Source organism: Mycobacterium deserti, from assembly GCF_025345615.1.
Classification (GTDB): Bacteria; Actinomycetota; Actinomycetes; order Mycobacteriales; family Mycobacteriaceae; genus Mycobacterium; species Mycobacterium deserti.
On record NZ_JAODWD010000004.1, the window covers coordinates 511,287 to 533,680 of the forward strand.

Consider the following 22,394-nt stretch of genomic DNA (forward strand, 5'->3'; position numbering starts at 1 on the left):
GCGTCGTCGGCCGTGAGGTATTTTTGATGGATTCATGCCGTTGCCTGAGGCCACTGATACGGCAAGACTGAACGACATGGCGGCACCCGTGAGCTCGGCGAATCGAGCTTGGATACACGAGGCTGATCTCCGGCTCGAGGACTTCCGCGCCGAGGTGCTTCGCGAGACCGATACCGCGGCCTACCCACACGCCGAGGGCGTGCGGGACAACGTGCTTCTCTACACGGCCGACGGGTTCGCGCGCGCCGACCGACGCGTGCTGCAAACCGAGCTGATCGGCGCGCTCGCCGACGGGCCCGGGGTGGTGCTGGTCGAAGGCGCGTTCGCCGCAGACATCGTCGACCGGGCCAGCGCCGCGTTCTTCGCGATCATCGACCGACAGCGCGCCGAAGACACGGCGGCCGGTGATCACTTCGGCGAACCGGGTGCCAACGATCGGATTTGGAACGCGGCACAGAAGCTGGCCCTGCACTCCCCCGCGGTGTTCGCCGACTACTACGCCAACGACGCCGTCGCCGTCATCTCGCAGGCCTGGCTGGGCCCGCGCTATCAGCTCACCTCTCAGGTCAACGTCGTCAACCCGGGCAGCGCGCCACAGGTCCCCCATCGCGACTATCACCTGGGCTTTGTCCCCGACGAACATCTGGCGCACTATCCAGCGCACGTGCACCGCACGTCGCCGGTGTTGACGCTGCAGGGCGCGGTGGCCCATTGCGACATGCCTGTGGCCAGCGGTCCGACGATGCTGCTACCCCATTCGCAGAAGTTCGCGGGCGGCTACCTCGCCTTCAACCGGCCGGAGTTCATCGACTTCTTCGCCGACCATCACGTACAACTCCCCCTCGCCAAAGGCGATGCGGTGTTCTTCAACCCGGCGCTGTATCACGGTGCAGGATCGAACGTTTCGGCCGGCATCCGCCGAATCGCGAACCTGCTGCAGGTGTCGTCGCCGTTCGGCCGCGCCATGGAGGCGCTCGACCGCACCGCCATGGTGCGAGCGGTCTATCCAGATCTCCTCGCGATGAAGACCGCCGGGCGACCCGATCGCGATCTAGTCAACGTCGTCGTCGCCACCGCCGAGGGTTACGCCTTCCCGACCAACCTGGACCGCGATCAGCCGATCGGCAGCCTTGCTCCGCCCAGTCAGGTCGACACGGTGCTCGCGGCGCTTGCCGACGAGCTGAGCCCCGAACAACTCGATCTCGCGCTGCGCAACCAGAACGAACGGAGAATCCCATGACCACCCTCGGCGTGATCGGGCTCGGCCGCATCGGTGCCTTCCACACCGACACCCTCTGCGGGCTGGACAACATCGACGGGCTGGTGGTCACCGACGATCGCCCGGAACTGGTGGCGGCAGTCGCGGTCAAACACGGTGCGAAGCCGGCGGCCTCAGTGGAGGAACTGCTGGCCTCGGGCGTGGACGGCGTGGTCGTCGCGGCCGCCACTCCCGCACATGCCGAGCTGACGCTGGCCGCGATCGAACGGGGGCTACCGACCTTCTGCGAGAAACCAATAGCGTCGACCGCGGCCGAAAGCGCCCGGGTCGCCGAGGTCATCCTGCGCGCCGGCGTGCCGGTGCAGGTCGGGTATCAGCGGCGGTTCGATGCGGCGTTCGCCGCCGCGAAACGCGCCGTCGACGACGGCTCGCTGGGCGCGCTGCACACCGTCCGCAGCACGACGATGGACCCCGCGCCACCCCCGATGGAGTACATCGCCGGCTCCGGCGGGATCTTCCGTGACTGCGCTGTGCACGATTTCGATGTGATCCGATGGATCACGGGGCAGCAGGCAGTCGAGGTCTATGCCACCGGCAGCGTGCAGGGCGACCCGATGTTCGCCGAGTTCGGCGATGTCGACACCGCCGCGGTGGTCGTGAAGTTCGACGGCGGCACGCTCGGACTGGTGTCCGCGGCCCGCTACAACGGCCACGGCTACGACTGCCGGCTGGAAGTCCACGGCTTCCACGGCACGGTCGTCGCCGGATGGGACCAGGGCGCACCGGTGCGAAACGTCGACCCCGACAACGAATTTCCGGCCGGTCCGGCGCATCACTTCTTCATGGACCGCTTCACCGAGGCGTTTCGTGCCGAGCTGTCCGCGTTCGTCGACGTCGTCAACGGCGCCGCCGCCCCGGCGTGCACGGTGGCCGACGCGGTCGAGGTTGCCTGGTTGGCCGAAGCCGCCACCGAGTCGCTGCGACGCGGAGGCCCCGTACGGATCGACGAAGTGAGGTCTCGATGAAACTGGCTGGTGCTCCCATTTCGTGGGGTGTCTGCGAGGTGCCCGGTTGGGGCTATCAACTCGGCCCTGAGCGCGTGCTCGCCGAGATGCGCGACCTCGGGCTCTCCGCCACCGAACTCGGGCCGGAGGGTTTTCTGCCGTCGAATCCCGCGGCGCTGACGACTCTGCTGAACTCATACGGACTCACCTGCGTCGGAGTCTTCGCGCCGGTGCTGCTGCACGACGCCGGGCACGATCCCGCGACGGACATCGCCGGTCCCGTCGACGCGCTGATCGCCTGCGGCGCCGAGGTTCTTGTGATGGCTGCGGCAACAGGAGCTGAGGGGTACGACTCGCGTCCCACGCTGGACGACCGGCAGTGGACCGCACTGTTGACCAACCTGGATCGGCTCGCCGCGATGGCCGCTGACCGCGGAGTGCTCGCCGTGCTGCACCCGCACGTGGGCACCATGGTCGAGACCCGCGAGGACGTCGACCGTGTGCTGGCGGGGTCGGGCGTGCAGCTCTGTCTGGACACCGGTCACCTGCTGATCGGCGGCACCGACCCGCTACAGCTGGCCCGAACCGTACCCGGGCGCATCGCCCATGTGCACTTGAAGGACGTCGACGCGACGGTGGCCGGCCGCGTACAGGCCGGCGAGCTGACGTACACCGAGGCGGTCCATGCGGGCATGTACACACCGTTGGGCTCCGGTGACGTCGATATCGCAGGCATTGTCACCGCGTTGCGCCGCAACGGTTTCGACGGCTGGTTCGTCATGGAGCAGGACACGATTCTCGACGGCGAACCCACCGACGAGGGGCCGGCGCGCGACGTCCGCGCCAGCGTGGACTTCATGGCCGGGATTCACGCTCCGGTATGACCCTTCGAATCGGCGTGCTCGGCGCGTCCCGAATCGCGGAGTTGGCAATCGTCGGACCCGCGCACGAACTCGGGCATCGACTCGTCGCGGTCGCCGCCCGCGATCCGCTACGGGCTGAGGCGTTCGCCGAGACGCACGGTGTCGAACGCGCGCTGCACACCTACGAGGACGTCATTCACGATCCCGACGTCGACGTCATCTACAACCCGCTGGCGAACGCACTGCACGCTCCGTGGAACCTCGTCGCGGTCGCGGCCGGAAAGCCCGTACTGACCGAGAAGCCCTTCGCGCGTAACCGCGCCGAAGCGCAGCAGGTCGCCGCGGCCGCCGACGCAGCGGGAGTCACTGTGCTGGAAGGCTTCCACTACCTGTTTCATCCGGCGACACGGCGCGCGCTGGAACTCGCCGGCAACGGCACTGTAGGTGACCTCCTGCATGTCGAGGCGCGGATGGCGATGCCCGCTCCCGAGGCCGACGACCCGAGGTGGTCGCTCGAGATGGCAGGTGGAGCGTTGATGGACCTGGGGTGTTACGGCCTGCACGTCATGCGGCAGTTCGGTCATCCGTCCATCGTCCGCGCGCACGCCAAGGAACAGAGCCCGGGTATCGACGCATGGTGCGACGTCGAGATCGCGTTCCCTGAGGGCGCAACGGGATTGAGCGCCAACTCCATGGTTGCCGACGATTACTCGTTCACCCTCCGAATTGTCGGCACGCGAGGAGATGTCGTCGTGCACAACTTCATCAAGCCCCAGGACGACGACCGACTGACCATCCGCACACCGGCAGGCGTCTCGGTAGAACATCTGGGCACGCGCCCGTCGTACACCTACCAGCTGGAGGCATTCGCCGCCCACGTGCGCGACGGCGCTGCGCTACCGCTGGACACCGCTGACGCGGTGGAGAACATGGCGTTCGTTGACGCGGCCTACCGAGCCGCCGGAATGGCGCCGCGCTAGGAGCGCCCGTCGCGCAGTGTCTGCGCGCGGCGCTCATGCCAGCGCAAGCGCAGAAGTAGCAGGCCTCGGTGCGCCCGCCATCCTGCCGACAGCGGGTCACGCCAGACGGGAGCGTGGCGGTTCAGATCGGGTTCGGTCTGCACGCACCCATTGTGCCGTCTCCGTCGGACACCGACCTGCCTGGCGCGCTGTCCCACGGTGTCGACCTGGTGAATTGGTGCCGAACTCGAGTCACGTGGTTGTCGTCCGGATGTAGTGTTCGACGATTTCGTCGGCGGTCGTGACCCACACTCCTGGGTGATTGACGACATACTCGAGCGCTTGGTCTAAGTACTTGACCCTGAAGGGCTGTCCCGTCACGAACGGGTGCAACGCCAATGCCATCACCCGTCCGCTGTGCTCGGAGTCCACATACAGCTGATCAAGTTGGTCGCGGACGATCTGATTGAACTGAGCTCCGCCGAGACTTTTGCCCACGAAGAGCGGAATGTCGTTCAGTTCGACGGAGTACGGAACGCTGAAGAGGCCCGGCACATTCAGGGCATAGGGCTGGTCATCGTTGGTCCAGTCCAAGGTGTACTGCAGCCCGGCTTCCGCCAACAGTTCGGGTGTATGAAACGTCTCGGTGAGCGCAGGGCCCAGCCAACCCTTCGGTCGCCGGCCTGTGGCGGCCTCGATCGTCGCGATGACGTCGTGCAGGTAACCGCGCTCGACGTCGCGGCCCATGCCGGACTGCAGTGTCGAGTTGTTCTTACCGTGCGCCAGCCACGCCCAATCGCGCGCGCATCCCGCCGCTATGACCTGCGGATAACGTTGCACGACATCGGAGTTGAGCAACACACTCGGCCTGATTCCATGTTTGTCGAACACCTCGATCAGACGCCAGATGCCCACTCGCGCACCGTAGTCGCGCCAACCGTAATTCAACGGATCAGGAACGAGTTGGGCGGTGTCGGAGTGGATGCTGGTCGACGGACGGTCGATTTCGAAGTGTTCGACGTTGAGGCCGATGTAGAACGCGATGCGGGCGCCGCCGGGCCAATTCAACTGTGGGCGCTCGGTTATCGGTGTGTAGGTGATGAGATCGCTGTCCATGACCTATGCTGAAACCTTCACACCGATGTGAAGGTCAACGAGACAACCGTGTGAGGTGGGCCACATGCGCATCGGCGAACTGGCGCGCCGGACAGGCGTCTCCACGCGTCTCCTGCGCTACTACGAGGAGCAGGGGCTCATCGTGCCTGCGCGATCGGCGAACGGATATCGCGAGTACACCGAGGCGTTCGCGGATCAGGTCATCCAAATTCGAGGGCTGCTCGAGGGAGGCTTGCCGACCCGGGTGATCAGGCAGGTCCTGCCGTGCTTGAAGACGCCGCGGGACATACACTTCGCCGACGCCTCGCCGGAAATCATCGCCGTCCTGCTCCGCGAACGGGACCGCATGACCGACCGCATTGACGCGATGACGCGCAACCGCGACGCGATGACGGCCTACCTCGATGAGTTGCGCAAGTGTGCGCGACCGCAATGAATCAAGCGGCGCGACCCGGCCGGCTCACGCACCGTTACCCCGCAATTCGTGTGAGAGCGCCTCGAGTTCGTCGCCGCCGGCCATCTCCTGGGTCAAATGCTCCAGCGTGATGTCGTCATATGTGCAGTCGAGCTTCTGCTGGCCACGATTGAGCAGTACGAAGTGGTCACCCACCATGTGCGCGTGGTGAGGGTTGTGCGTGATGAACACCACCCCGAAACCCGCCTCTTTGGCCGCGGTGATGTATTTGAGCACCACTCCCGACTGCTTGACGCCCAGTGCGGCCGTCGGCTCGTCGAGGATGAGCACACGGGCGCCGAAGAACACCGCCCGAGCGATGGCCACGCACTGCTTCTGGCCGCCCGACAATGAGCCGATCGGCACGTCGACGTCGGGCAGGTCGATGCCCATCTTCGACAATTCCGTCAGGGTGGTGGCGCGCATCGCGTTGGAGTCCAACGAGAATGGAAACGTCTTCTTCCGAATCTCCTGGCCGAGAAAGAAGTTGCGCCACACCGGCATCAACGGCACGACGGCCAGGTTCTGATACACCGTCGCGATGCCCTTGCTCAACGCATCTTTGGGCGAGGTGAACCGGGTCGGCTCACCATCCACGAGCAATTCACCGTCCGTCGGCGGATGATAGCCGGCGATGATCTTGATCAACGTCGACTTGCCTGCCCCGTTGTCACCGAGGATGCCGGTCACCTCACCCGCATGGACACGCAGCGAGATGTCGCTCAGCGCAGTGATGTTGCCGTAGGTCTTGCCAATGCTCTTCAACTCGACGAGCGGCACTCGGCCGCCGGACGGAGCCTCGTCAACGGCCGGGTCAACTGTTGCGGTCACGGGTCACCTCTTCGCGGCGTAGTTGCGGAATGCGTTGTTGGCGATCACCGCGAAGAGCAGCATCACGCCCATGAAGAACTTGAACCAATCGGGATTCCAGCCGGCGTAGACGATTCCCTGCTGCGCCATACCGAAAATGAACGCGCCGATGGCGGCGCCGATCGCCGTGCCGTATCCGCCGGTGAGCAGGCATCCGCCGATGACAGCCGCGATGATGTAGATGAACTCGTTCCCGACGCCCTGGCCCGACTGCACGGTGTTGAACGTGAACAGCAGGTGCATTCCGGCGAACCACGCCGCGAAGCCGACGAACATGAACAGCCCGACCTTCACCATGGTGACCGGAACACCTACAGCGCGTGCGCTTTCCTGATCACCACCGACGGCGAAGATCCAGTTGCCGATGCGTGTCTTGAACAACACGTAAGTGGCGGCAGCGGTGAACAACAGCCACCAGAAGACCGTGATGCGCACCTCGACGCCGAAGATGGGCCAAGACGACGCGAATACCGTCTGCGCGGAGTCCCAGCCTTGCATGTCATTGACGCTCGGTGTGGCAACCTGGCCTGAAATCAACTTCGTGCCTGCGAGATTGATACCGGTGAGCATCAGCAGAGTGCCGAGGGTGATCAAGAAGCTGGGGATCTTGGTCTTCATCACCAGGTAGCCGTTCAAGAAGCCGACCGCCAGCGCGACTATCAACGCCAGCGCGGCGCCGGCCCAGAGGTTCAAATGCAAGTTGTACGCCAGCATCGAGGCGGCTAGTGAACTCGTGGTCACGGCCACGCCCGACGACAGGTCGAATTCACCCCCGATCATCAACAAAGCGACAGCACACGCCATGATCCCGATGGTCGAGCTCGCGTACAGCACGGTGGCCAGGGCCTCCGGCGTCCTGAACGGCGGGGCGACGACGAGGAAGAAGACGAAGATGCACACCGCGCCGATCGCCGCACCCATTTCGGGCCGGATCAGCAGCCGCTGCGCCCGGTTTCGTTCCTTGACGCGTTCGTCGCGGACAATCTTGTGGCCGCCGATGTCCAGGCCGGTCTGTGTACTCATGTTGTGCTCTCTTCCGCCGCGGGCTAACGGGTCCCGGCCTTGGCCAGTTCGGCGACCGAATCGATGTTGGTGTCGTCGATGAACGACGGACCGGTCAAGGTGGCTTGGCCGCCGCCGATCAGGTTCTTGTTGTTCAGGTACAGCCACAGCGAGTCGATGGCCAGATAGCCCTGGAGAAACGGCTGCTGGTCCACCGCCCACTTCACATCGCCGGCTTTGATCGCGTCGACGAGCGCGGCATTGGTGTCGAAGGTGACCACCTCCGCGTCGCTTCCTGCGTTGCTGACCGACTGAACGGCAGCCAACGCGATGGGCGCACCGAGGGCGACGACATGGTCGATGGACGGATCCTGCTGGAGTTTGGCGGTGATCGTCGACTCCACCGACGGCATGTCCTTGCTGTTGACGTTCAGAATCTCGGACTGACCTTTGAAGCCCTGACGGACACCGGCGCACCGCGATTCGAGCGCCACCTGACCCTGCTCCTGGATGACGCAGACGACCTTCTTCGCGCCGTCCTTCTGCAGACGCTCACCCGCCGAGATCCCGGCCAATTTCTCGTCCTGGCCGAAGTACTCCTGCACGCCCATGGTCTTCCAGTCGTCAAATCCCGAATTGAACGCGACGACTGGGATGCCCGCGTCCAACGCGGCTTTCACCGCAGGTGCCATCGCATCCGGTTTGGCCAGCGTCAAGGCGATCGCGTTGACCTTGCTGTCAATCGCGGTCTGCACCAGGTTCGCTTGATTGGGTGCCTCGGGATCGTTCGAGTATCGCAACTCGATGTTGTCCTTGTCGGCGGCGGCCTGCGCGCCCTTGCGGATCAGGTCCCAGAACGAGTCACCCGGTACTTCGTGAGTGATCATCGCGACGACCGCGCGCGGGGTGTCAGCGGTACCGGCACCCATGCCGCCACCCGTCTCACGGGGCTTGCCCCCGGTCGAAGAGCACGACGCGATCCCGAGCACGAGCGCGCTCGCCCCGGCAACCGCCGCGAGCCGACTGAACTTCATCATTCCTCCGCTCTGCGCGTGCGACGCAGCACGCTCAGGAGTCGATGTAATACGCCTCACACCGGAAAGTCAACACTTTGTTCGGACATTAGGACTGCATATCAAATGCTAGAGTCCGTCCCACCTGGTGAGGTGGTGGAGGTGTGCGTGAACGGGTTTGAGCTCGCGGTGTGCTCCGAGATGGTGTTCACACACCTGCCGATCGTTGAACGCGTGCGCCGGATAGCCGGCATGGACTTCGCGGTGGAGATCTGGAGCTGGCATGACAAGGACCTGGAGGCGCTGGCCGCGACCGGCGCCCGATTCTCGTCGATGACGGGATACCTGATGGGAGACCTCGTCGATCCCGACACCGCGGAGCAGGTGGTACGAACAGCGGAGCTGTCGATCAAGGCCGCTGAGACACTGGGGGTTTCACGACTCAATCTCCACACCGCCGAGCTCGTCGACGGTCAGGCCGCACGCCCCCGACTGCGCTCGACCGGTCAGATGTGGGTGACTGCAATTCGGACGCTCGAGCGTATCGGCGAACTCGGGGCCGCTGCCGGTGTGACGTTCTGCCTAGAGAACCTCAACACGATCGTCGATCACCCCGGAGTCCCGCTGGCCCGGGCCAAGGACACGCTGGCGTTGGTCGAAGGTGTGGGCCATCCGAACGTGCGGATGATGCTCGACCTGTACCACGCGCAGATCGGCGAGGGAAACCTCATCGATTTGATACGCCGGTGCGGCGATGCGATCGGCGAGATCCAGGTGGCCGACGTCCCCGGCCGCTGTGAGCCGGGCACCGGCGAGATCAACTACCCCGCCATCGCAAAGGTGTTGCGCGACATCGGGTTCACCGGGACCGTCGGCATGGAGGCATGGGCTTCCGGCGGTCCCGAACACAGTGAAGCCGCCCTCTCGTCGTTCAGGGCGGCTTTCACACTCGACTAGTCAGGCGTTCGCCGCCTCGCGCTCCAAACCCTCGGCCTCGACCGGTCCTCCAGTTCCTCGAGCGTGGTGCCCTTGGTCTCGGGCACCGTCGGCGGACGAACACCCACGAACCGACGTTGACGGCCACAAAGAGAGGAAGGTGCCCGTCGATCCGAGCGCCGAGTTCAGCACCGGGAACGCGAACAAGATGATCGCGTTGGTGCACCACAGCACGAAGACTGCGATGCCCATGGCGAACCCGCGGATACTGAGCGGGAAGATTTCCGACAGCAGAAGCCACACACACGTGCCTCACCAACTCTTCGGGGCCATGCGGCGTCACAAGATACTCACCGAAGACAACGCCGTACCCGGCGCTCACAACGAGGCAGCCGGCGCTGCCGCGGCTCGCGAGATACTCAAGAGCACCTCGCTTCCGACAGCCGTGCTCGCAAGCAGCGATAGATGCGCACTCGGACTGCTCGACGTATTCACCCGGGCGGGTGTTGAGATACCGGGTGAGCGCTCACTGATGGGCTACGACGACGCCCGCCTGTCGGACAATCCGCGGATCGACGTGACCACAGTTCACCAGGAGCGGCCGCGCTGGCGCGACACGCGGTCCAGTTGGCGGTGGCGATGCTCGAGGGTGTCGACGACGTGAAAACCGACGTCGTGCTTCGACCGAGCCTTGTGATCCGCGGACCACCGCAGCGCCGACCTATCGGTCGACGAGCGTGGTGTCGAAGTAGTACCGCGAGGCACGGTAACAGTGTGTACCGAACTCAACCGCCGCGCCCGAGTCGTCGAACGCCGTGCGAGCCATCGTGAGCAGCGGCGCGTTGACCTTCTCGCCGAGCAACCGCGCTTCGTTTCGGGTCGCACCCTTCGCGCCGATGCGCTGCCGTGCCAACCGGATGTGCACACCTCGCGATCGCAGCGACTGGTACAGGCCATTCATCTCAAGCTCGTCCGGCTCGGGCGCAATCTCCTTGGGGAGATGATTGATCATCACCGCCAGCGGCTCACCGTTGGCACATCGCAATCGTTGGATCGCCACCACCTCGCGGTCCGTGGCAATCGACAGCTCGCGAGCTACCTCTTCGTCGGGCGTACCAACCCGGTAATCGAGAAGTTGGGTGGATGGCTCCTGTCCCGCCCGCGCGAGATCGTCGAAGAGACTGGTCAATTCGACGCGGCGGTGTACCGGATTCTGTACGACCTGGGTGCCGACACCACGCTTGCGCACCAGCAGCCCTTTATCGACGAGTTCTTGAATCGCTCGGCGGGTGGTGGGTCTGGAAAGCGTCAGCCGCTTGGCCAACGCGAGCTCGTTTTCGAAGCGGTCACCGGGCACGAGTTCGCCATCGCGGATCGCAGCTTCGATCGCCTGGGCGAGCTGATAGTAGAGGGGAACAGGGCTTGACCTGTCGAGCTCCACCGTCAAAGGCACGTTGTCTCCGATCTCGGGGCGGGCCAGTCGAACCTTAGCTGCATCGTAGCATCGCGGTGTCAAAGGTTAGAATGTCAGGACAAACTATTGACATATCTGAGTGGTGGCGGGCACAGTCGTAGCAGTCGTTCCCAACTTCGCGGAGATCTTGATGACCACCCAGCCTTTCGACGTACTCGCCATCGGGCGATGTGGCGTCGACATCTACCCACTACAGACCGGTGTCGGCTTGGAGGAGGTCGAGACCTTCGGCAAATTTCTTGGCGGCAGTGCCGCCAATGTCGCTGTGGCCGCAGCGCGTTTGGGTGCGCGCACCGCACTGATCTCAGGTGTCGGCGACGACCCGTTCGGCCGCTATGTCCGCAAGGAACTGGCCGAATTAGGTGTCGACAGTGGATTCGTGACGACGCACGGCGAGTACCCCACCCCGGTGACATTCTGCGAGATCTTTCCGCCCGACAACTTCCCCCTCTACTTCTATCGTCGTCCCAGCGCCCCGGACCTGCAGATCCGGCCTGAGGAGATCGACACCGACGCCGTGCGCTCTGCTCGGCTGTACTGGTCGACTGTTACCGGTCTTGCCGAAGAGCCAAGTCGCAGCGCGCATTTTACGGCTTGGGATGCCCGCGATCGTCGGCCGCTGACAGTACTGGACCTCGACTACCGTCCCATGTTCTGGGCATCGCCGGCCGCCGCGACCGAACAGGTGCAGCGCGCCCTGCGCCACGTCACCGTGGCCGTCGGCAACCGCGAGGAGTGCGAGATCGCCGTTGGCGAGTCCGACCCGCGCAAGGCCGCCGACGCCCTGCTCGACTTCGGCGTCGAACTGGCGATCGTCAAGCAGGGCCCGCGCGGCGTGCTCGGCAAGACCCGGCACAGCGCGGTGACCGTGGCGCCCAACGAGGTCGACGTGCTCAACGGCCTGGGCGCCGGAGATGCGTTCGGCGGCAGCCTTTGTCGCGGGCTTCTGCACGACTGGCCGCTGGAGCGGACACTTCGCTACGCCAACGCCGCAGGCGCCATTGTCGCCTCGCGACTCGAATGCTCAACGGCCATGCCCACCGCTGAAGAAGTGGCCGCGCTCGCCGAACAGACCGCTGTGGAGGCTGTCAATGTCTAGCGCGCTGTGCACGGATTACGCGGCCGTGACCAGCCTGCGCGCCACCGATCCCGGCGCCATCGCCAAGGCGTGGCAGCGCCGCATCACGCGCCCGGTGGTACGCGGCGACGGACGCCTGATGATCGTCGCGGCTGACCATCCGGCACGCGGGGCGCTCGCCGTCGGCGGTCGCCCGACGGCGATGAACAGCCGCACCGATCTGCTCGACCGGTTGCGCGCCGCGCTGGCCGACCCGGGTGTTGACGGCGTCCTGGCCACCTCCGACATCCTCGACGACCTGCTGCTGCTCGGCGCACTCGACGACAAAGTGGTGTTCTCTTCGTTCAACCGCGGTGGACTGGCGGGCGCCTCGTTCGAACTCGACGACCGGATGACGGCGGCCACTCCCAAGTCGACCGCCGCGGCGAAGATGAACGGCGGAAAGATGCTGTGTCGCATCGATCTCGACGACCCTGCCACCGTTTCGACCATGACCGCCTGCGCACGGGCCGTCGATGAACTGGCCGACAACGGTCTGATCGCGATGGTGGAGCCGTTCATGTCCAGGCGGGTCGACGGCAAGGCGACCAACGACCTGTCTCCCGACGCGGTGATCAAGTCGATCCACATCGGCCAGGGACTCGGGTCGACGTCGGCCTACACCTGGCTGAAGCTGCCGGTGGTCGAGGAGATGGATCGCGTGATGGCCGCGACGACCCTCCCGACACTCTTGCTGGGTGGCGATCCGGCCGATCCCGACGAGGCCTTCGCCAGTTGGGAGAAGGCACTTGCACTGCCATCGGTGCGCGGGCTCATTGTCGGGCGCACGCTGCTCTACCCGGCCGATGACGACGTCAGTTCCGCGGTAGCGACCGCCGTAGCGATGGTGAGGTGAAACTTGTTCAGCAAGTACTACATCCCCGCAGGCAGCGCGGCTGCCCCGTACACCGTCGACATCACCCCCGAGTCGGCGGGATGGTCGGAGGCCAGCCTTGCGGTGGTCGAGCTTGGCAGCGGCCAGAGCGTCGCGCGCCAGACCGGTGACACCGAGGTGATGATCCTTCCCCTGGCCGGCGGCGGCACGGTGGAAACCGGCGGGGATGTGTTTGAACTGTCCTCGCGCGCTTCGGTTTTCGACGGGCCCGCCGATATGGTCTACATCGGCGTGCAGAACTCCTACACACTCACCGGCGAGGGCCGCATCGCGATCTGCGCGGCGCGCGCGAAGCGACAGCTGCCGAACCGTCGCGTGGCCGCGGCCGACGTGCCTGTCGAACTGCGTGGCACCGGCAACTGCAGCAGACAGGTGCACAACTTCGGCACTGCAGGAGTGTTCGAGGCCGACTCGCTGATCGCGTGCGAGGTGATCACGCCGGGCGGCAACTGGTCGAGTTACCCGGCGCACAAGCATGACGAGCAGTCAGCGGTCGAGTCCGCGCTCGAGGAGATCTACTACTTCGAGATCGACGACGGACCGGGCGGGTCACGCGGATTCGGCTACCACCGGGTTTACGGCACCCCTGCACGTCCCATCGAGGTGCTCGAAGAGGTCCGCAGCGGTGACGTGGTGCTGGTCCCCCACGGCTTCCACGGGCCGTCTGTCGCCGCGCCCGGCTACCACATGTACTACCTGAACGTGATGGCCGGACCTGGGGACGAACGTGCGTGGAAGATCGTCGACGATCCCGAACACGCCTGGCTGCGCGGCACCTGGGAGAACCAGGACGTCGACCCCCGTCTGCCACTGCATTCACGAGGAGCGGAACGTGGTTTCCAAAGCTGATATGACCTCGGCCAAGACACCTGACGTCGAACCGACCGTTCGCCTGACCGTCGCGCAGGCGACGGTACGGTTCTTGGCCAACCAGTATGTCGAGCGCGACGGCGAACGGGGCAAGTTCTTCGCCGGCTGCTTCGGCATCTTCGGTCACGGCAACGTGGCCGGCGTCGGACAAGCGCTCCTGCAGGACGAGGTCGAAGCTGCCGAGGCCGACGCGGCACCGCTGCTTCGTTATGTGTTGGGCCGCAACGAACAGGCGATGGTACATACCGCGGCGGCCTATGCCCGGCACAAGAACCGCCTGCAGGCGTGGGCGGTGACGGCAAGCATCGGACCCGGCTCGACGAACATGCTCACCGGAGCCGCACTCGCCACTATCAACCGGCTTCCCGTGCTGCTGCTCCCTTCCGACACGTTCGCGACGCGCGCCAGTGCGCCGGTCCTGCAGCAACTCGAACAGCCGTATGACGGCGAGATGACGGTCAACGACGCGTTCAAGCCGCTGTCGCGATTCTTCGACAGGGTATGGCGACCCGAGCAGCTGCCCTCGGCGCTGCTGGGCGCGATGCGGGTGCTCACCGATCCGGTGGAGACCGGCGCGGCGACGATAGCCCTCCCCCAGGATGTCCAGGCCGAGGCGTTCGACTGGCCCGAATCGCTGTTCGCCGAACGGACCTGGCACATCGCCCGCCCACTTCCCGAGCCTTCGGTTGTCGCGCGCGCCGTGGACGTGATCCGCTCGGCTAAACGACCGCTGATGGTGGCGGGCGGCGGCGTCGTCTACTCGGGCGCCACCGACGCGTTGGCTGCCTTCGCCGAGCGGACCGGCGTACCTGTCGCTGAGACGCAGGCGGGCAAGGGGTCTCTGCCCTACGACCATCCCCAAGCGGTAGGTGCCATCGGCTCGACGGGCAGCACCGCCGCCAACGCGCTTGCGACAGAGGCCGACGTCGTGATCGGCATCGGCACCCGCTACAGCGACTTCACCACCGCGTCGCGTACCGCGTTCAACGGCCCTGACGTCCGGTTCGTCAACATCAACGTGGCGTCGTTCGACTCGGTGAAGCAGGGCGGGCTATCGGTCGTCGCCGACGCGCGGGAGACGCTCGAGGCCCTGTCGGCCTCGTTGAGCGGCCACGCTGTCGAAGCGAACTATCGCACGCGGGCAACGGAACTGGTGCGCGAATGGGACGACACCGTGTCGTCGGTCTATCGCGTGACCGATGACGGCACCGCGCTCAATCAGAATCAGGTCATCGGCTTGACCAACACGCTGTCGGATCCGCGCGATGTGGTGGTGTGCGCAGCCGGCTCGATGCCGGGCGATCTGCACAAGCTGTGGCGGACCCGCGACGCCAAGGGGTACCACGTCGAGTACGGATATTCGTGCATGGGCTACGAGGTCGCCGGTGGTATCGGTGTGCGGATGGCCGATCCAAGCCGCGACGTCTTCGTCATGGTGGGTGACGGTTCCTACCTGATGATGGCGACCGAACTGGTCACCGCGGTGCAGGAAGGCATCAAGGTGATTGTGGTGTTGGTGCAGAACCACGGCTTCGCATCCATCGGTTCGCTGTCGGAATCGCTCGGTTCGCAACGGTTCGGCACGGCCTATCGCTATCGCACCGCCGACGGCCGGCTGGACGGCCCGAAACTGCCGATCGATCTCGCCGCCAACGCAGCCAGCCTGGGCGCGGAGGTCATCCGCGTCACCACCGGCGCCGAGTTCGCTGACGCCGTGAAGGTTGCGAAGGGCAATGACCACACCACGGTCATTCATGTCGAGACCGACCCCATGATCTCCGCACCCGACAGCCAGTCCTGGTGGGACGTGCCGGTGAGTGAAGTGTCCACGCTGAGTTCCACCCGCGAGGCGTACGAGACGTACGCCGAGTGGAAGAAGATCCAGCGTCCCCTGATCAACCCATCAGACCGATAGGACGAATTGTCTTGAGCACCATCCTTGTTGGATCTGCACCCGACTCGTGGGGGGTCTGGTTCCCTGACGACCCCGGCCAGACGCCGTACACCCGATTCCTCGACGAGGTCGCCGCCTCCGGCTACGAGTGGATCGAGCTCGGCCCGTTCGGCTACCTACCCACCGATCCAGAGCAGCTCGCCGACGAGCTCGCCAAGCGTGACCTGAAGCTGTCGGCAGGCACCGTCTTCGAGCACCTGCATCAGGAGGACTCGTGGGATGCGGTGTGGACCCAGATCGAGGACGTCGCCAAGCTGACCGCGGCCGTCGGCGGCAAGCACGTCGTCGTCATCCCCGAGATGTGGCGCGATCCGTCTACCGGGGCAGTCCTCGAGAACCGCAGGCTGACGGCCGAGCAGTGGCGCAGAAAGACCGAGGGCATGAACGCGCTCGGCAAAGCAATGTTCGAGAAGTACGGTGTGCGAGCGCAATACCATCCACACGCCGACAGTCACGTCGACACCGAAGAGAACGTGTACCGCTTCCTCGATGGCACCGACGGCGCATTCGTCAATCTGTGCCTCGACACCGGTCACATCAGCTACTGCGGCGGCGACAACATCGCGATCATTCGGCGGGCACCCGAGCGCATCGGTTACCTGCACCTCAAGCAGGTCGATCCTGAAGTACGGGCCAAGGTCGAGGCGGAGGACTTGCCGTTCGGTGAGGCGGTCAAGCTCGGCGCGATGATCGAACCGCCACTGGGCATTCCGGAGATACCACCGCTGTTGGCGGAGATCGACAAGCTCGGTGTCGACGTATTCGCGATCGTCGAGCAGGACATGTATCCGTGTGCCGTCGATGCGCCGCTGCCGATCGCGCAGCGCACCCGCTCTTACCTCGGAACGTGCGGGATCTCGTCAGTCCGTTTCAACTAGTCAGGAACGAACCAACATGTCCGATCTACGTATTGCCGTTCTGGGCGTCGGAATGATGGGCGCCGATCACGTCGCCCGGATCACCTCGAGAATCGCGGGCGCTCGGGTCTCCGTCGTTAACGACTACCTGGCCGAGAAGGCCGAGCGGGTCGCGGCGACGGTTCCCGGTTGCCGCGTCATCGGTGACCCACTCGACGCGATCGCCGACTCCGACGTCGACGCCGTGCTGTTGGCCACGCCCGGGCCCACGCATGAGAAGCAGTTGCTGGCCTGCCTCGAACACCGCAAGCCGGTGCTGTGTGAGAAACCCCTGACGACCGACGTGGCAACGTCTTTGGAGGTCGTCAAACGGGAAGTCGAACTCGGGCACAAACTCATTCAAGTCGGCTTCATGCGTCGTTTCGACCACGAGTACGCCCAGTTGAAGGCACTGCTGGACGCGGGTGAACTCGGAGCGCCCTTGGTGATGCACTGCGCGCATCGCAATCCTTCCGTGCCGCCGAATTTCGACAGCTCCATGATCGTCAAGGACTCGCTAGTCCACGAGGTCGACGTGACACGGTTCCTCTTCGGTGAGGAGATCGCTTCGGTGCAGATCATCTGCCCGGCAGCCAATTCCGTCGCGCCGCGGGGATTGCAGGACCCCCAGATCGCGATCTTCAGAACGCAGTCGGGCAAGCATGTCGACGTCGAGGTGTTCGTCACGACCGGCGTCGCCTACGAGGTGCGCACCGAGGTCGTCGGCGAGCGGGGCAGCGCGATGATCGGGTTGGATGTCGGCCTGGTACGGAGGAGCTTCCCGGGTACCTGGGGCGGCCAGATCACGCCGAGCTTCAAGGAACGGTTCGGCCAGGCATACGACACCGAGGTGCAGCGTTGGGTCGACGCGGTGCGATCCGGAGCGAACGTCGACGGACCGACCGCATGGGACGGCTACGCGGCCGCGGCAGTGTGCGAGGCGGGTGTGCAGTCACTGGAGAGCGGCGCGCCAGTCGCCGTCGAACTCGCAACAAGGATCGGATCATGAAGATCGCGTTGGATCCGACACCTTTTCACCACAGCCATGACCTTCTCGAATTCCCCTCGCTGGTGGCCGAACTCGGCTACGAGTACCTCCAGCTCACCCCGCATCGGGACTTCATCCCGTTCTACAACCACCCGAGGGCCGACGACGACCTGGTCGCCGAGTTCCGCAAAGCCTGTTCCGAGGCCGGCGTTGGCATCGCGTCCGTCCTGCCGGTGCTGCGATGGTCGGGACCCGACGAGGATGCGCGCGAAGCCGCCGTGCGCAACTGGAAACGCGTCGTCCAGATCACCGTCGACCTCGGCGTCAATGTGATCAACACCGAATTCTCCGGCCGGCCGGAAATGCCCGAGGAGTCCGAGCGGGCCTTCTTCCGCTCGATGGAGGAGCTGCTGCCGATCTTCGAGCGCGAGGGAATCGACGTCCGGATCGACCCGCATCCAGACGATTTCGTCGAGGATGGCCTTGAGGCGCTGCGCATCATCCGCGGCCTCAACTCACCGAACGTCGGGATGGTGTACGTCGCCTGCCACACGTATCACATGGGTGGCAACATGATCGAGATCATGCGGGCCGCGGGCGACAAGCTGCGCCTGGTCCACGTCGCGGACACGATGGACCATCACCGCAGCCATGGTCTGCGCTACATCACCAATCCCCCAGGCAATTCGGCCCGGGTGCACCAGCACCTCAAGATCGGCGACGGCGACGTCAACTGGGACGAATTCTTCGGCGGTCTCGCCGCGCTCGGCTTCTACGACCGCGAAGACACCGTGATGGTGTCCTCGGTGTTCGCCGAGGACGAGGCCGCGCACGACGTGTCCCGCTACCAACTCAAGACCATGACCGAATACCTCTCAAAGCACGGAAAGCAGCGATGAGCACGAGCATCACCCACTGGGTCAACAACACGACTTTCTCCGGCAGCAACGAGACGACGCAGCCCGTGACGAACCCGGCTACCGGCGAGATCACCGGCGAGGTGACACTGGCGACGGTCGAGGATGCCCGAGTCGTCATCGACGCCGCGGCCGCGGCCTTTCCCGCCTGGCGCGACACCTCACTAGCGAAGCGCAGCGCGGTGCTGTTCAACTTCCGTGAACTACTCAACGCGCGCAAGGGCGAACTTGCCGAGATCATCACCAGCGAGCACGGCAAGGTCGTCTCCGACGCGCTCGGGGAGGTCAGCCGCGGCCAGGAGGTCGTCGAGTTCGCCTGCGGCATCCCGCATCTGCTGAAGGGCGGTTTCACCGAGAACGCCTCGACGAAGGTCGACGTCTACTCGATCCGCCAGCCGCTGGGACCGGTCGGCATCATCAGCCCGTTCAACTTCCCGGCCATGGTGCCGATGTGGTTCTTCCCCATCGCGATCGCCGCGGGCAACACCGTGGTGCTCAAACCCAGCGAGAAGGACCCGTCGGCGTCGATCTGGATGGCCGAACTGTGGGCCGAAGCCGGCCTTCCGCCAGGGGTGTTCAACGTGCTGCAGGGCGACAAGACCGCCGTCGACGAAATACTCACGAACAAAGCCATCAAGTCGGTGTCGTTCGTCGGGTCCACCCCGATCGCGCAGTACGTCTATGCCACCGGCACCGCCGCCGGTAAACGCGTGCAGGCGTTGGGCGGTGCCAAGAACCACGCGGTGGTCCTTCCCGACGCGGACCTCGACCTGGCGGCCGACGCCATGGTCAACGCCGGATTCGGTTCGGCGGGCGAGCGCTGCATGGCGATCTCGGCGTGTGTGGCAGTCGGACCGGTCGCCGACGACCTGGTCGCCAAGATCGCCGAACGCGCCCGCACCATCAGGACCGGCGACGGCGCCAAGAACTCCGACATGGGCCCGCTGGTGACCAAGGCCCACCGCGACAAGGTCGCGTCCTACATCGACGCCGGCGAGGCCGACGGCGCAAAGATCATCGTCGACGGCCGCGAGGTGACGCCCGACGGCGGCGCCGACGGGTTCTGGTTGGGCCCCACGCTGATCGATCACGTCACCCCCGAGATGAGCGTCTACACAGACGAGATCTTCGGCCCCGTCCTGTCGGTTGTGCGCGTCGAGTCCTACGACGACGCACTGCAACTGATCAACGACAACCCCTACGGCAACGGCACCGCAATCTTCACCAACGACGGCGGCGCAGCGCGCAGGTTCCAGAACGAGGTGGAGGTCGGCATGGTCGGCATCAACGTGCCGATCCCGGTGCCCATGGCCTACTACAGCTTCGGCGGCTGGAAGGCCTCGCTGTTCGGCGACACCCACGCGCACGGTATGGACGGCGTGCAGTTCTTCACCCGCGGCAAGGCGATCACCAGCCGATGGCTCGATCCCAGCCACGGCGGCCTCGAACTCGGCTTCCCGCAGAATAAGTGACGGTGCGCTAGTCGGGGCGCACCGTGCTCAGACAGAACGGATGGCCGACGGGGTCGAGCAGGACCCGCCACCGGTCCGGTGCAGTCTGGTGCGCGGCCTCGGCAGCGCCCAGTTCGATCGCCGCTGCCACCGCAGTGTCCAGATCGTCGACGCCGACGTCGAGATGCATCTGCTGCTTCTGCGGACCGTTGGGCCACGACGGCGCGACGTACTCATCGACCCGCATCAGCGTCACCATCGGTCCCGCCCCGGAGAGCGACACCACGCCGCGGTCGGGCGTCGCGAACGCTTCATCGAGCCCCAACAGGCCCCGGTAGAACGGCGCCAGCGCGTCCGGGTCGGGACAGTCGATCGAGATGGACCCGAGAAATCCGATCGCCGCGGTCATGAAATCACCCTAGATCGCGCGTGCGGCGTCGGTGGCACGACATGATCAGCCGAGCTGGTAAGACTCTTGCGACACTCGGAAGAGATGACCGGTACTGGAGTCGGAGCACGTCACCCCGGAAGGCTCGCTGGCGCAGGTGATAGGGCCGACGGTGTGGGTCTGCCCATAGGCCAACGTGCCCGGCAGATATGGACCAGAGAAGAAGATCTGATTCATCACAAAGCCCGTGCACGCGGCCCTGCCCTGGCGAAGCTGGAAGTCATCGGCCGGTTCACCGATGGCTCCGGTCACGTTGGCTACAGGACAGATCGTGTCCGTCGGTGCAGCCCAGCTGTGGTCCCGGATCTTGCACCACGCCTCTGCCGTGCCGTCGAAGTGTTCGTCCATCTCGCAGGCGATGTTTCCCGACGGTGAAACGAACTGGAACATCTGACTGGGCTCGGCGTGAGCGGTTGCCGGCAGCGCAAGAGATGCCACGGTCGTCGCTGTTGCGATCAGCGCAAGCTTCGTAGCGTTCATCGTGGTCATCACGTGGGTCCATTCTTTCGGGCGCCGCTCACCGCGACGGTCATGGGAAATGACATCGCACTCGCACCGATACCGATCCCAACATCAGCGGCTGGCGCTCCATCGGATGATTGCCCCGGACGGATCAACGTGCCTCCCCTCGAAACTGGGGTTTAGGGGTGTCGCGTTAGGCGGTCGCCTACCCCCCGTCAGGCGGTTGTTCTTTCAACTTCCGTAGGGAGGACCTTGGCGCGCGTGCACGCAGTGCGCACCGATAGCGGGCGTGTCTGCATGTGGACAAGCACGCTCGCGCAGACTGGGGGGATGACGGATCGGCGACTGAAGGCGGGAATGGTCGGCGGCGGGCCGGGCGCGATGATCGGCACGGCGCACCGCCACGCAATGTGGCTGGACAACCAATACGCCCTGACAGCAGGTGTTTTCAGCCGAGACGAAGCCACGTCACGCGACTTCGCCGACACCCTGGGTGTCGAGCGGTCCTACGCCGACTACCGGCAGATGGCCGAACAGGCGCACGAGCTCGACCTGGTCGCGGTCGTCACACCCAACGATTCGCACTTCGAGATCGCCGCCGCGTTCCTCGAGAAAGGCGTGGCGGTGGTGTGCGAGAAGCCGCTGACCAACGATTCGGCGTCGGCGGCGGAACTGGTCGCGCTGGCCGAGGCCAACGGAACGTTCCTCGCGGTCCCCCACATCTACTCGGCATACGCGATGGTGCGCCACGCGGCCCGCATGGTCCGTGACGGCGAACTCGGCCGGGTGCGGTTCGTCGCCGCCGAGCACGCCTCCGGCTGGGCCTCGGCTCCGGTCGATCAGTGGCGCATGGACCCTGCCAAGGGTGGCGTCGCCACTGCCGTCGCCGATGTCGGTACCCACGCCTACCACCTACTGCGCTACATCACCGGCATGGAGGCCACCCGCATCTCGGCAGAGCTCAGCATCCTCGTCGAAGGCAGGCCCGTGTTCGACAACGCGACCGTCCGGCTCACGATGTCCAACGGCGCTCCGGCCACTGTGTGGGCCACGATGGCCGCCACTGGGCAGGAACACGGGCTCCGGATCCGGGTATTCGGCGACGACGCGAGCATTCAGTGGCACCACGAGGACCCCCAGCACCTGACCGTCCGCCACCCCGACGGCGGCGTCACCATCCTGGCGCACGGCATGTCCACGCTGTCCGACGACGCCGCACGCCTCACCCGCGTCGGGCTGGGCCACCCGGAGGGCTTCCTCGAAGCGTTCGCCAACTTCTACACCGATCTTTCCGAGATCCTGCGCACCGGGCGGCAGCGCGAATTGTCGATCCCCACCGGGGTGGACGGCCTCAGGGGCGTCCAGTTCGTTGAAGCGACAATCGCGTCGCATGGCGCCGACGCTGCGTGGGTGGCCCTGCCGCAGTAGCCGCCGAGTGTGGGGGCGCGGGTCACCAATGCCCACATGTTGCGGACACGACCCCCAC

24 protein-coding genes and 1 pseudogene are annotated in these 22,394 nt (G+C 65.3%); 16 read left to right on the forward strand and 9 right to left on the reverse strand.

The features are described from left to right. Positions 1–76: 76 nt before the first annotated feature. The 4 genes from N4S67_RS18760 to N4S67_RS18775 are packed head-to-tail and all read left to right on the forward strand — an operon-like array spanning position 77 to position 4,066. Positions 77–1,240, forward strand: a complete 1,164-nt coding sequence (locus N4S67_RS18760; protein ID WP_260994496.1) for a phytanoyl-CoA dioxygenase family protein — start codon at positions 77–79, stop codon at positions 1,238–1,240. Beyond that, positions 1,237–2,244 carry a Gfo/Idh/MocA family protein gene (locus N4S67_RS18765; protein ID WP_260994497.1) on the forward strand — a complete coding sequence of 336 codons (1,008 nt, stop codon included), beginning with the start codon at positions 1,237–1,239 and terminating at the stop codon, positions 2,242–2,244. Before N4S67_RS18760 ends, N4S67_RS18765 begins: the two co-directional genes overlap by 4 nt. Next, a complete protein-coding gene (locus N4S67_RS18770) occupies positions 2,241–3,107 on the forward strand; it encodes a TIM barrel protein (protein WP_260994498.1) in 867 nt (288 codons plus the stop codon). The genes N4S67_RS18765 and N4S67_RS18770 overlap by 4 nt, the downstream gene beginning before the upstream one ends. After that, on the forward strand, positions 3,104–4,066 hold the full coding sequence (locus N4S67_RS18775; RefSeq protein ID WP_260994499.1) for a Gfo/Idh/MocA family protein: 963 nt from the start codon (positions 3,104–3,106) through the stop codon (positions 4,064–4,066). Before N4S67_RS18770 ends, N4S67_RS18775 begins: the two co-directional genes overlap by 4 nt. On the opposite strand, the gene N4S67_RS18780 is transcribed toward N4S67_RS18775, so the two are convergent. Beyond that, on the reverse strand, positions 4,063–4,209 hold the full coding sequence (locus tag N4S67_RS18780; RefSeq protein WP_260994500.1) for a hypothetical protein: 147 nt from the start codon (positions 4,207–4,209) through the stop codon (positions 4,063–4,065). The two genes, N4S67_RS18775 and N4S67_RS18780, sit on opposite strands and share 4 nt — an antisense overlap. A gap of 88 nt (positions 4,210–4,297) precedes the next feature. Next, entirely contained in the window at positions 4,298–5,161 is an 864-nt protein-coding gene (locus N4S67_RS18785) for a polysaccharide deacetylase family protein (RefSeq protein ID WP_260994501.1), read from the reverse strand. A 64-nt stretch (positions 5,162–5,225) separates the two neighbouring features. On the opposite strand from N4S67_RS18785, the gene N4S67_RS18790 reads away from it, so the two are divergent. Then, positions 5,226–5,597, forward strand: coding sequence for a MerR family transcriptional regulator (locus tag N4S67_RS18790; protein ID WP_260994502.1), 372 nt, complete (start codon positions 5,226–5,228; stop codon positions 5,595–5,597). Between the two features lie 24 nt (positions 5,598–5,621). Here the strand turns inward: N4S67_RS18790 and N4S67_RS18795 are convergent, their stop codons facing one another. From N4S67_RS18795 to N4S67_RS18805, 3 genes are read right to left on the reverse strand one after another with little or no spacing between them, the layout of a single operon-like run. Next, positions 5,622–6,446 (reverse strand): ATP-binding cassette domain-containing protein, encoded by an 825-nt coding sequence (locus tag N4S67_RS18795; RefSeq protein ID WP_260994503.1) that lies wholly within the window; start codon positions 6,444–6,446, stop codon positions 5,622–5,624. Between the two features lie 3 nt (positions 6,447–6,449). After that, the gene (locus tag N4S67_RS18800) at positions 6,450–7,508 is read right to left on the reverse strand and encodes an ABC transporter permease (protein WP_260994504.1); all 1,059 of its coding nucleotides are present in this window, start codon (positions 7,506–7,508) and stop codon (positions 6,450–6,452) included. 23 nt (positions 7,509–7,531) lie between these two features. After that, positions 7,532–8,521, reverse strand: a complete 990-nt coding sequence (locus tag N4S67_RS18805) for a substrate-binding domain-containing protein (protein WP_260994505.1) — start codon at positions 8,519–8,521, stop codon at positions 7,532–7,534. 147 nt (positions 8,522–8,668) lie between these two features. Here N4S67_RS18805 and N4S67_RS18810 point away from each other — a divergent pair, with 147 nt between their 5' ends. After that, a complete protein-coding gene (locus N4S67_RS18810; RefSeq protein ID WP_260994506.1) occupies positions 8,669–9,457 on the forward strand; it encodes a TIM barrel protein in 789 nt (262 codons plus the stop codon). Here N4S67_RS18810 and N4S67_RS18815 read toward each other — a convergent pair. Then, a pseudogene (locus tag N4S67_RS18815) lies at positions 9,454–9,748 on the reverse strand (MFS transporter); the annotation flags it as partial. The gene N4S67_RS18810 and the pseudogene N4S67_RS18815 sit on opposite strands and share 4 nt — an antisense overlap. A gap of 19 nt (positions 9,749–9,767) precedes the next feature. Between N4S67_RS18815 and N4S67_RS18820 the strand changes: the two are divergent. Further along, positions 9,768–10,100 (forward strand): substrate-binding domain-containing protein, encoded by a 333-nt coding sequence (locus N4S67_RS18820; protein ID WP_390893423.1) that lies wholly within the window; start codon positions 9,768–9,770, stop codon positions 10,098–10,100. 57 nt (positions 10,101–10,157) lie between these two features. On the opposite strand, the gene N4S67_RS18825 is transcribed toward N4S67_RS18820, so the two are convergent. Beyond that, positions 10,158–10,889, reverse strand: a complete 732-nt coding sequence (locus N4S67_RS18825; protein WP_260994507.1) for a GntR family transcriptional regulator — start codon at positions 10,887–10,889, stop codon at positions 10,158–10,160. 151 nt (positions 10,890–11,040) lie between these two features. Here N4S67_RS18825 and iolC point away from each other — a divergent pair, with 151 nt between their 5' ends. Genes iolC through N4S67_RS18865 form a run of 8 tightly spaced genes read left to right on the forward strand, consistent with a single transcriptional unit; the run spans position 11,041 to position 20,019 of the window. Then, the gene (gene iolC / locus N4S67_RS18830) at positions 11,041–12,009 is read left to right on the forward strand and encodes a 5-dehydro-2-deoxygluconokinase (protein ID WP_260994508.1); all 969 of its coding nucleotides are present in this window, start codon (positions 11,041–11,043) and stop codon (positions 12,007–12,009) included. Then, entirely contained in the window at positions 12,002–12,883 is an 882-nt protein-coding gene (locus tag N4S67_RS18835) for a Cgl0159 family (beta/alpha)8-fold protein (protein WP_260994509.1), read from the forward strand. Before iolC ends, N4S67_RS18835 begins: the two co-directional genes overlap by 8 nt. Before the next feature lie 3 nt (positions 12,884–12,886). Continuing rightward, positions 12,887–13,771: a 5-deoxy-glucuronate isomerase gene (gene iolB, locus N4S67_RS18840; protein ID WP_260994510.1), complete on the forward strand. Its 885-nt coding sequence runs from the start codon at positions 12,887–12,889 to the stop codon at positions 13,769–13,771. Between the two features lies 1 nt (position 13,772). Continuing rightward, positions 13,773–15,707 carry a 3D-(3,5/4)-trihydroxycyclohexane-1,2-dione acylhydrolase (decyclizing) gene (iolD, locus tag N4S67_RS18845; RefSeq protein ID WP_260994728.1) on the forward strand — a complete coding sequence of 645 codons (1,935 nt, stop codon included), beginning with the start codon at positions 13,773–13,775 and terminating at the stop codon, positions 15,705–15,707. An 11-nt stretch (positions 15,708–15,718) separates the two neighbouring features. Beyond that, on the forward strand, positions 15,719–16,624 hold the full coding sequence (locus tag N4S67_RS18850) for a sugar phosphate isomerase/epimerase family protein (protein WP_260994511.1): 906 nt from the start codon (positions 15,719–15,721) through the stop codon (positions 16,622–16,624). A gap of 16 nt (positions 16,625–16,640) precedes the next feature. After that, a complete protein-coding gene (locus N4S67_RS18855; protein ID WP_260994512.1) occupies positions 16,641–17,651 on the forward strand; it encodes a Gfo/Idh/MocA family protein in 1,011 nt (336 codons plus the stop codon). Then, the gene (locus tag N4S67_RS18860; RefSeq protein WP_260994513.1) at positions 17,648–18,529 is read left to right on the forward strand and encodes a sugar phosphate isomerase/epimerase family protein; all 882 of its coding nucleotides are present in this window, start codon (positions 17,648–17,650) and stop codon (positions 18,527–18,529) included. The genes N4S67_RS18855 and N4S67_RS18860 overlap by 4 nt, the downstream gene beginning before the upstream one ends. Next, positions 18,526–20,019: a CoA-acylating methylmalonate-semialdehyde dehydrogenase gene (locus N4S67_RS18865; protein WP_260994514.1), complete on the forward strand. Its 1,494-nt coding sequence runs from the start codon at positions 18,526–18,528 to the stop codon at positions 20,017–20,019. Before N4S67_RS18860 ends, N4S67_RS18865 begins: the two co-directional genes overlap by 4 nt. A 7-nt stretch (positions 20,020–20,026) precedes the next feature. On the opposite strand, the gene N4S67_RS18870 is transcribed toward N4S67_RS18865, so the two are convergent. Together N4S67_RS18870 and N4S67_RS18875 are read right to left on the reverse strand one after the other, a co-directional pair. Continuing rightward, positions 20,027–20,407: a VOC family protein gene (locus tag N4S67_RS18870; RefSeq protein WP_260994515.1), complete on the reverse strand. Its 381-nt coding sequence runs from the start codon at positions 20,405–20,407 to the stop codon at positions 20,027–20,029. 45 nt (positions 20,408–20,452) lie between these two features. Next, entirely contained in the window at positions 20,453–20,938 is a 486-nt protein-coding gene (locus N4S67_RS18875) for a hypothetical protein (protein ID WP_390893424.1), read from the reverse strand. A gap of 300 nt (positions 20,939–21,238) precedes the next feature. Between N4S67_RS18875 and N4S67_RS18880 the strand changes: the two genes are divergently transcribed. Then, positions 21,239–22,336 carry a Gfo/Idh/MocA family protein gene (locus tag N4S67_RS18880; protein WP_260994516.1) on the forward strand — a complete coding sequence of 366 codons (1,098 nt, stop codon included), beginning with the start codon at positions 21,239–21,241 and terminating at the stop codon, positions 22,334–22,336. Positions 22,337–22,394 lie beyond the last annotated feature (58 nt).

Coding starts and splice junctions, on each gene's coding strand:
- N4S67_RS18805 (WP_260994505.1), bottom strand. CDS start 8,521: ATGAAGTTCAGTCGGCTCGCGGCGGTTGCCGGGGCGAGCGCGCTCGTG.
- N4S67_RS18765 (WP_260994497.1), top strand. CDS start 1,237: ATGACCACCCTCGGCGTGATCGGGCTCGGCCGCATCGGTGCCTTCCAC.
- N4S67_RS18770 (WP_260994498.1), top strand. CDS start 2,241: ATGAAACTGGCTGGTGCTCCCATTTCGTGGGGTGTCTGCGAGGTGCCC.
- N4S67_RS18880 (WP_260994516.1), top strand. CDS start 21,239: ATGACGGATCGGCGACTGAAGGCGGGAATGGTCGGCGGCGGGCCGGGC.
- N4S67_RS18775 (WP_260994499.1), top strand. CDS start 3,104: ATGACCCTTCGAATCGGCGTGCTCGGCGCGTCCCGAATCGCGGAGTTG.
- N4S67_RS18790 (WP_260994502.1), top strand. CDS start 5,226: ATGCGCATCGGCGAACTGGCGCGCCGGACAGGCGTCTCCACGCGTCTC.
- N4S67_RS18860 (WP_260994513.1), top strand. CDS start 17,648: ATGAAGATCGCGTTGGATCCGACACCTTTTCACCACAGCCATGACCTT.
- N4S67_RS18835 (WP_260994509.1), top strand. CDS start 12,002: ATGTCTAGCGCGCTGTGCACGGATTACGCGGCCGTGACCAGCCTGCGC.
- iolC (WP_260994508.1), top strand. CDS start 11,041: ATGACCACCCAGCCTTTCGACGTACTCGCCATCGGGCGATGTGGCGTC.
- N4S67_RS18855 (WP_260994512.1), top strand. CDS start 16,641: ATGTCCGATCTACGTATTGCCGTTCTGGGCGTCGGAATGATGGGCGCC.
- N4S67_RS18865 (WP_260994514.1), top strand. CDS start 18,526: ATGAGCACGAGCATCACCCACTGGGTCAACAACACGACTTTCTCCGGC.
- N4S67_RS18870 (WP_260994515.1), bottom strand. CDS start 20,407: ATGACCGCGGCGATCGGATTTCTCGGGTCCATCTCGATCGACTGTCCC.
- N4S67_RS18760 (WP_260994496.1), top strand. CDS start 77: ATGGCGGCACCCGTGAGCTCGGCGAATCGAGCTTGGATACACGAGGCT.
- iolD (WP_260994728.1), top strand. CDS start 13,773: ATGACCTCGGCCAAGACACCTGACGTCGAACCGACCGTTCGCCTGACC.
- N4S67_RS18820 (WP_390893423.1), top strand. CDS start 9,768: ATGCGGCGTCACAAGATACTCACCGAAGACAACGCCGTACCCGGCGCT.
- N4S67_RS18800 (WP_260994504.1), bottom strand. CDS start 7,508: ATGAGTACACAGACCGGCCTGGACATCGGCGGCCACAAGATTGTCCGC.
- N4S67_RS18785 (WP_260994501.1), bottom strand. CDS start 5,161: ATGGACAGCGATCTCATCACCTACACACCGATAACCGAGCGCCCACAG.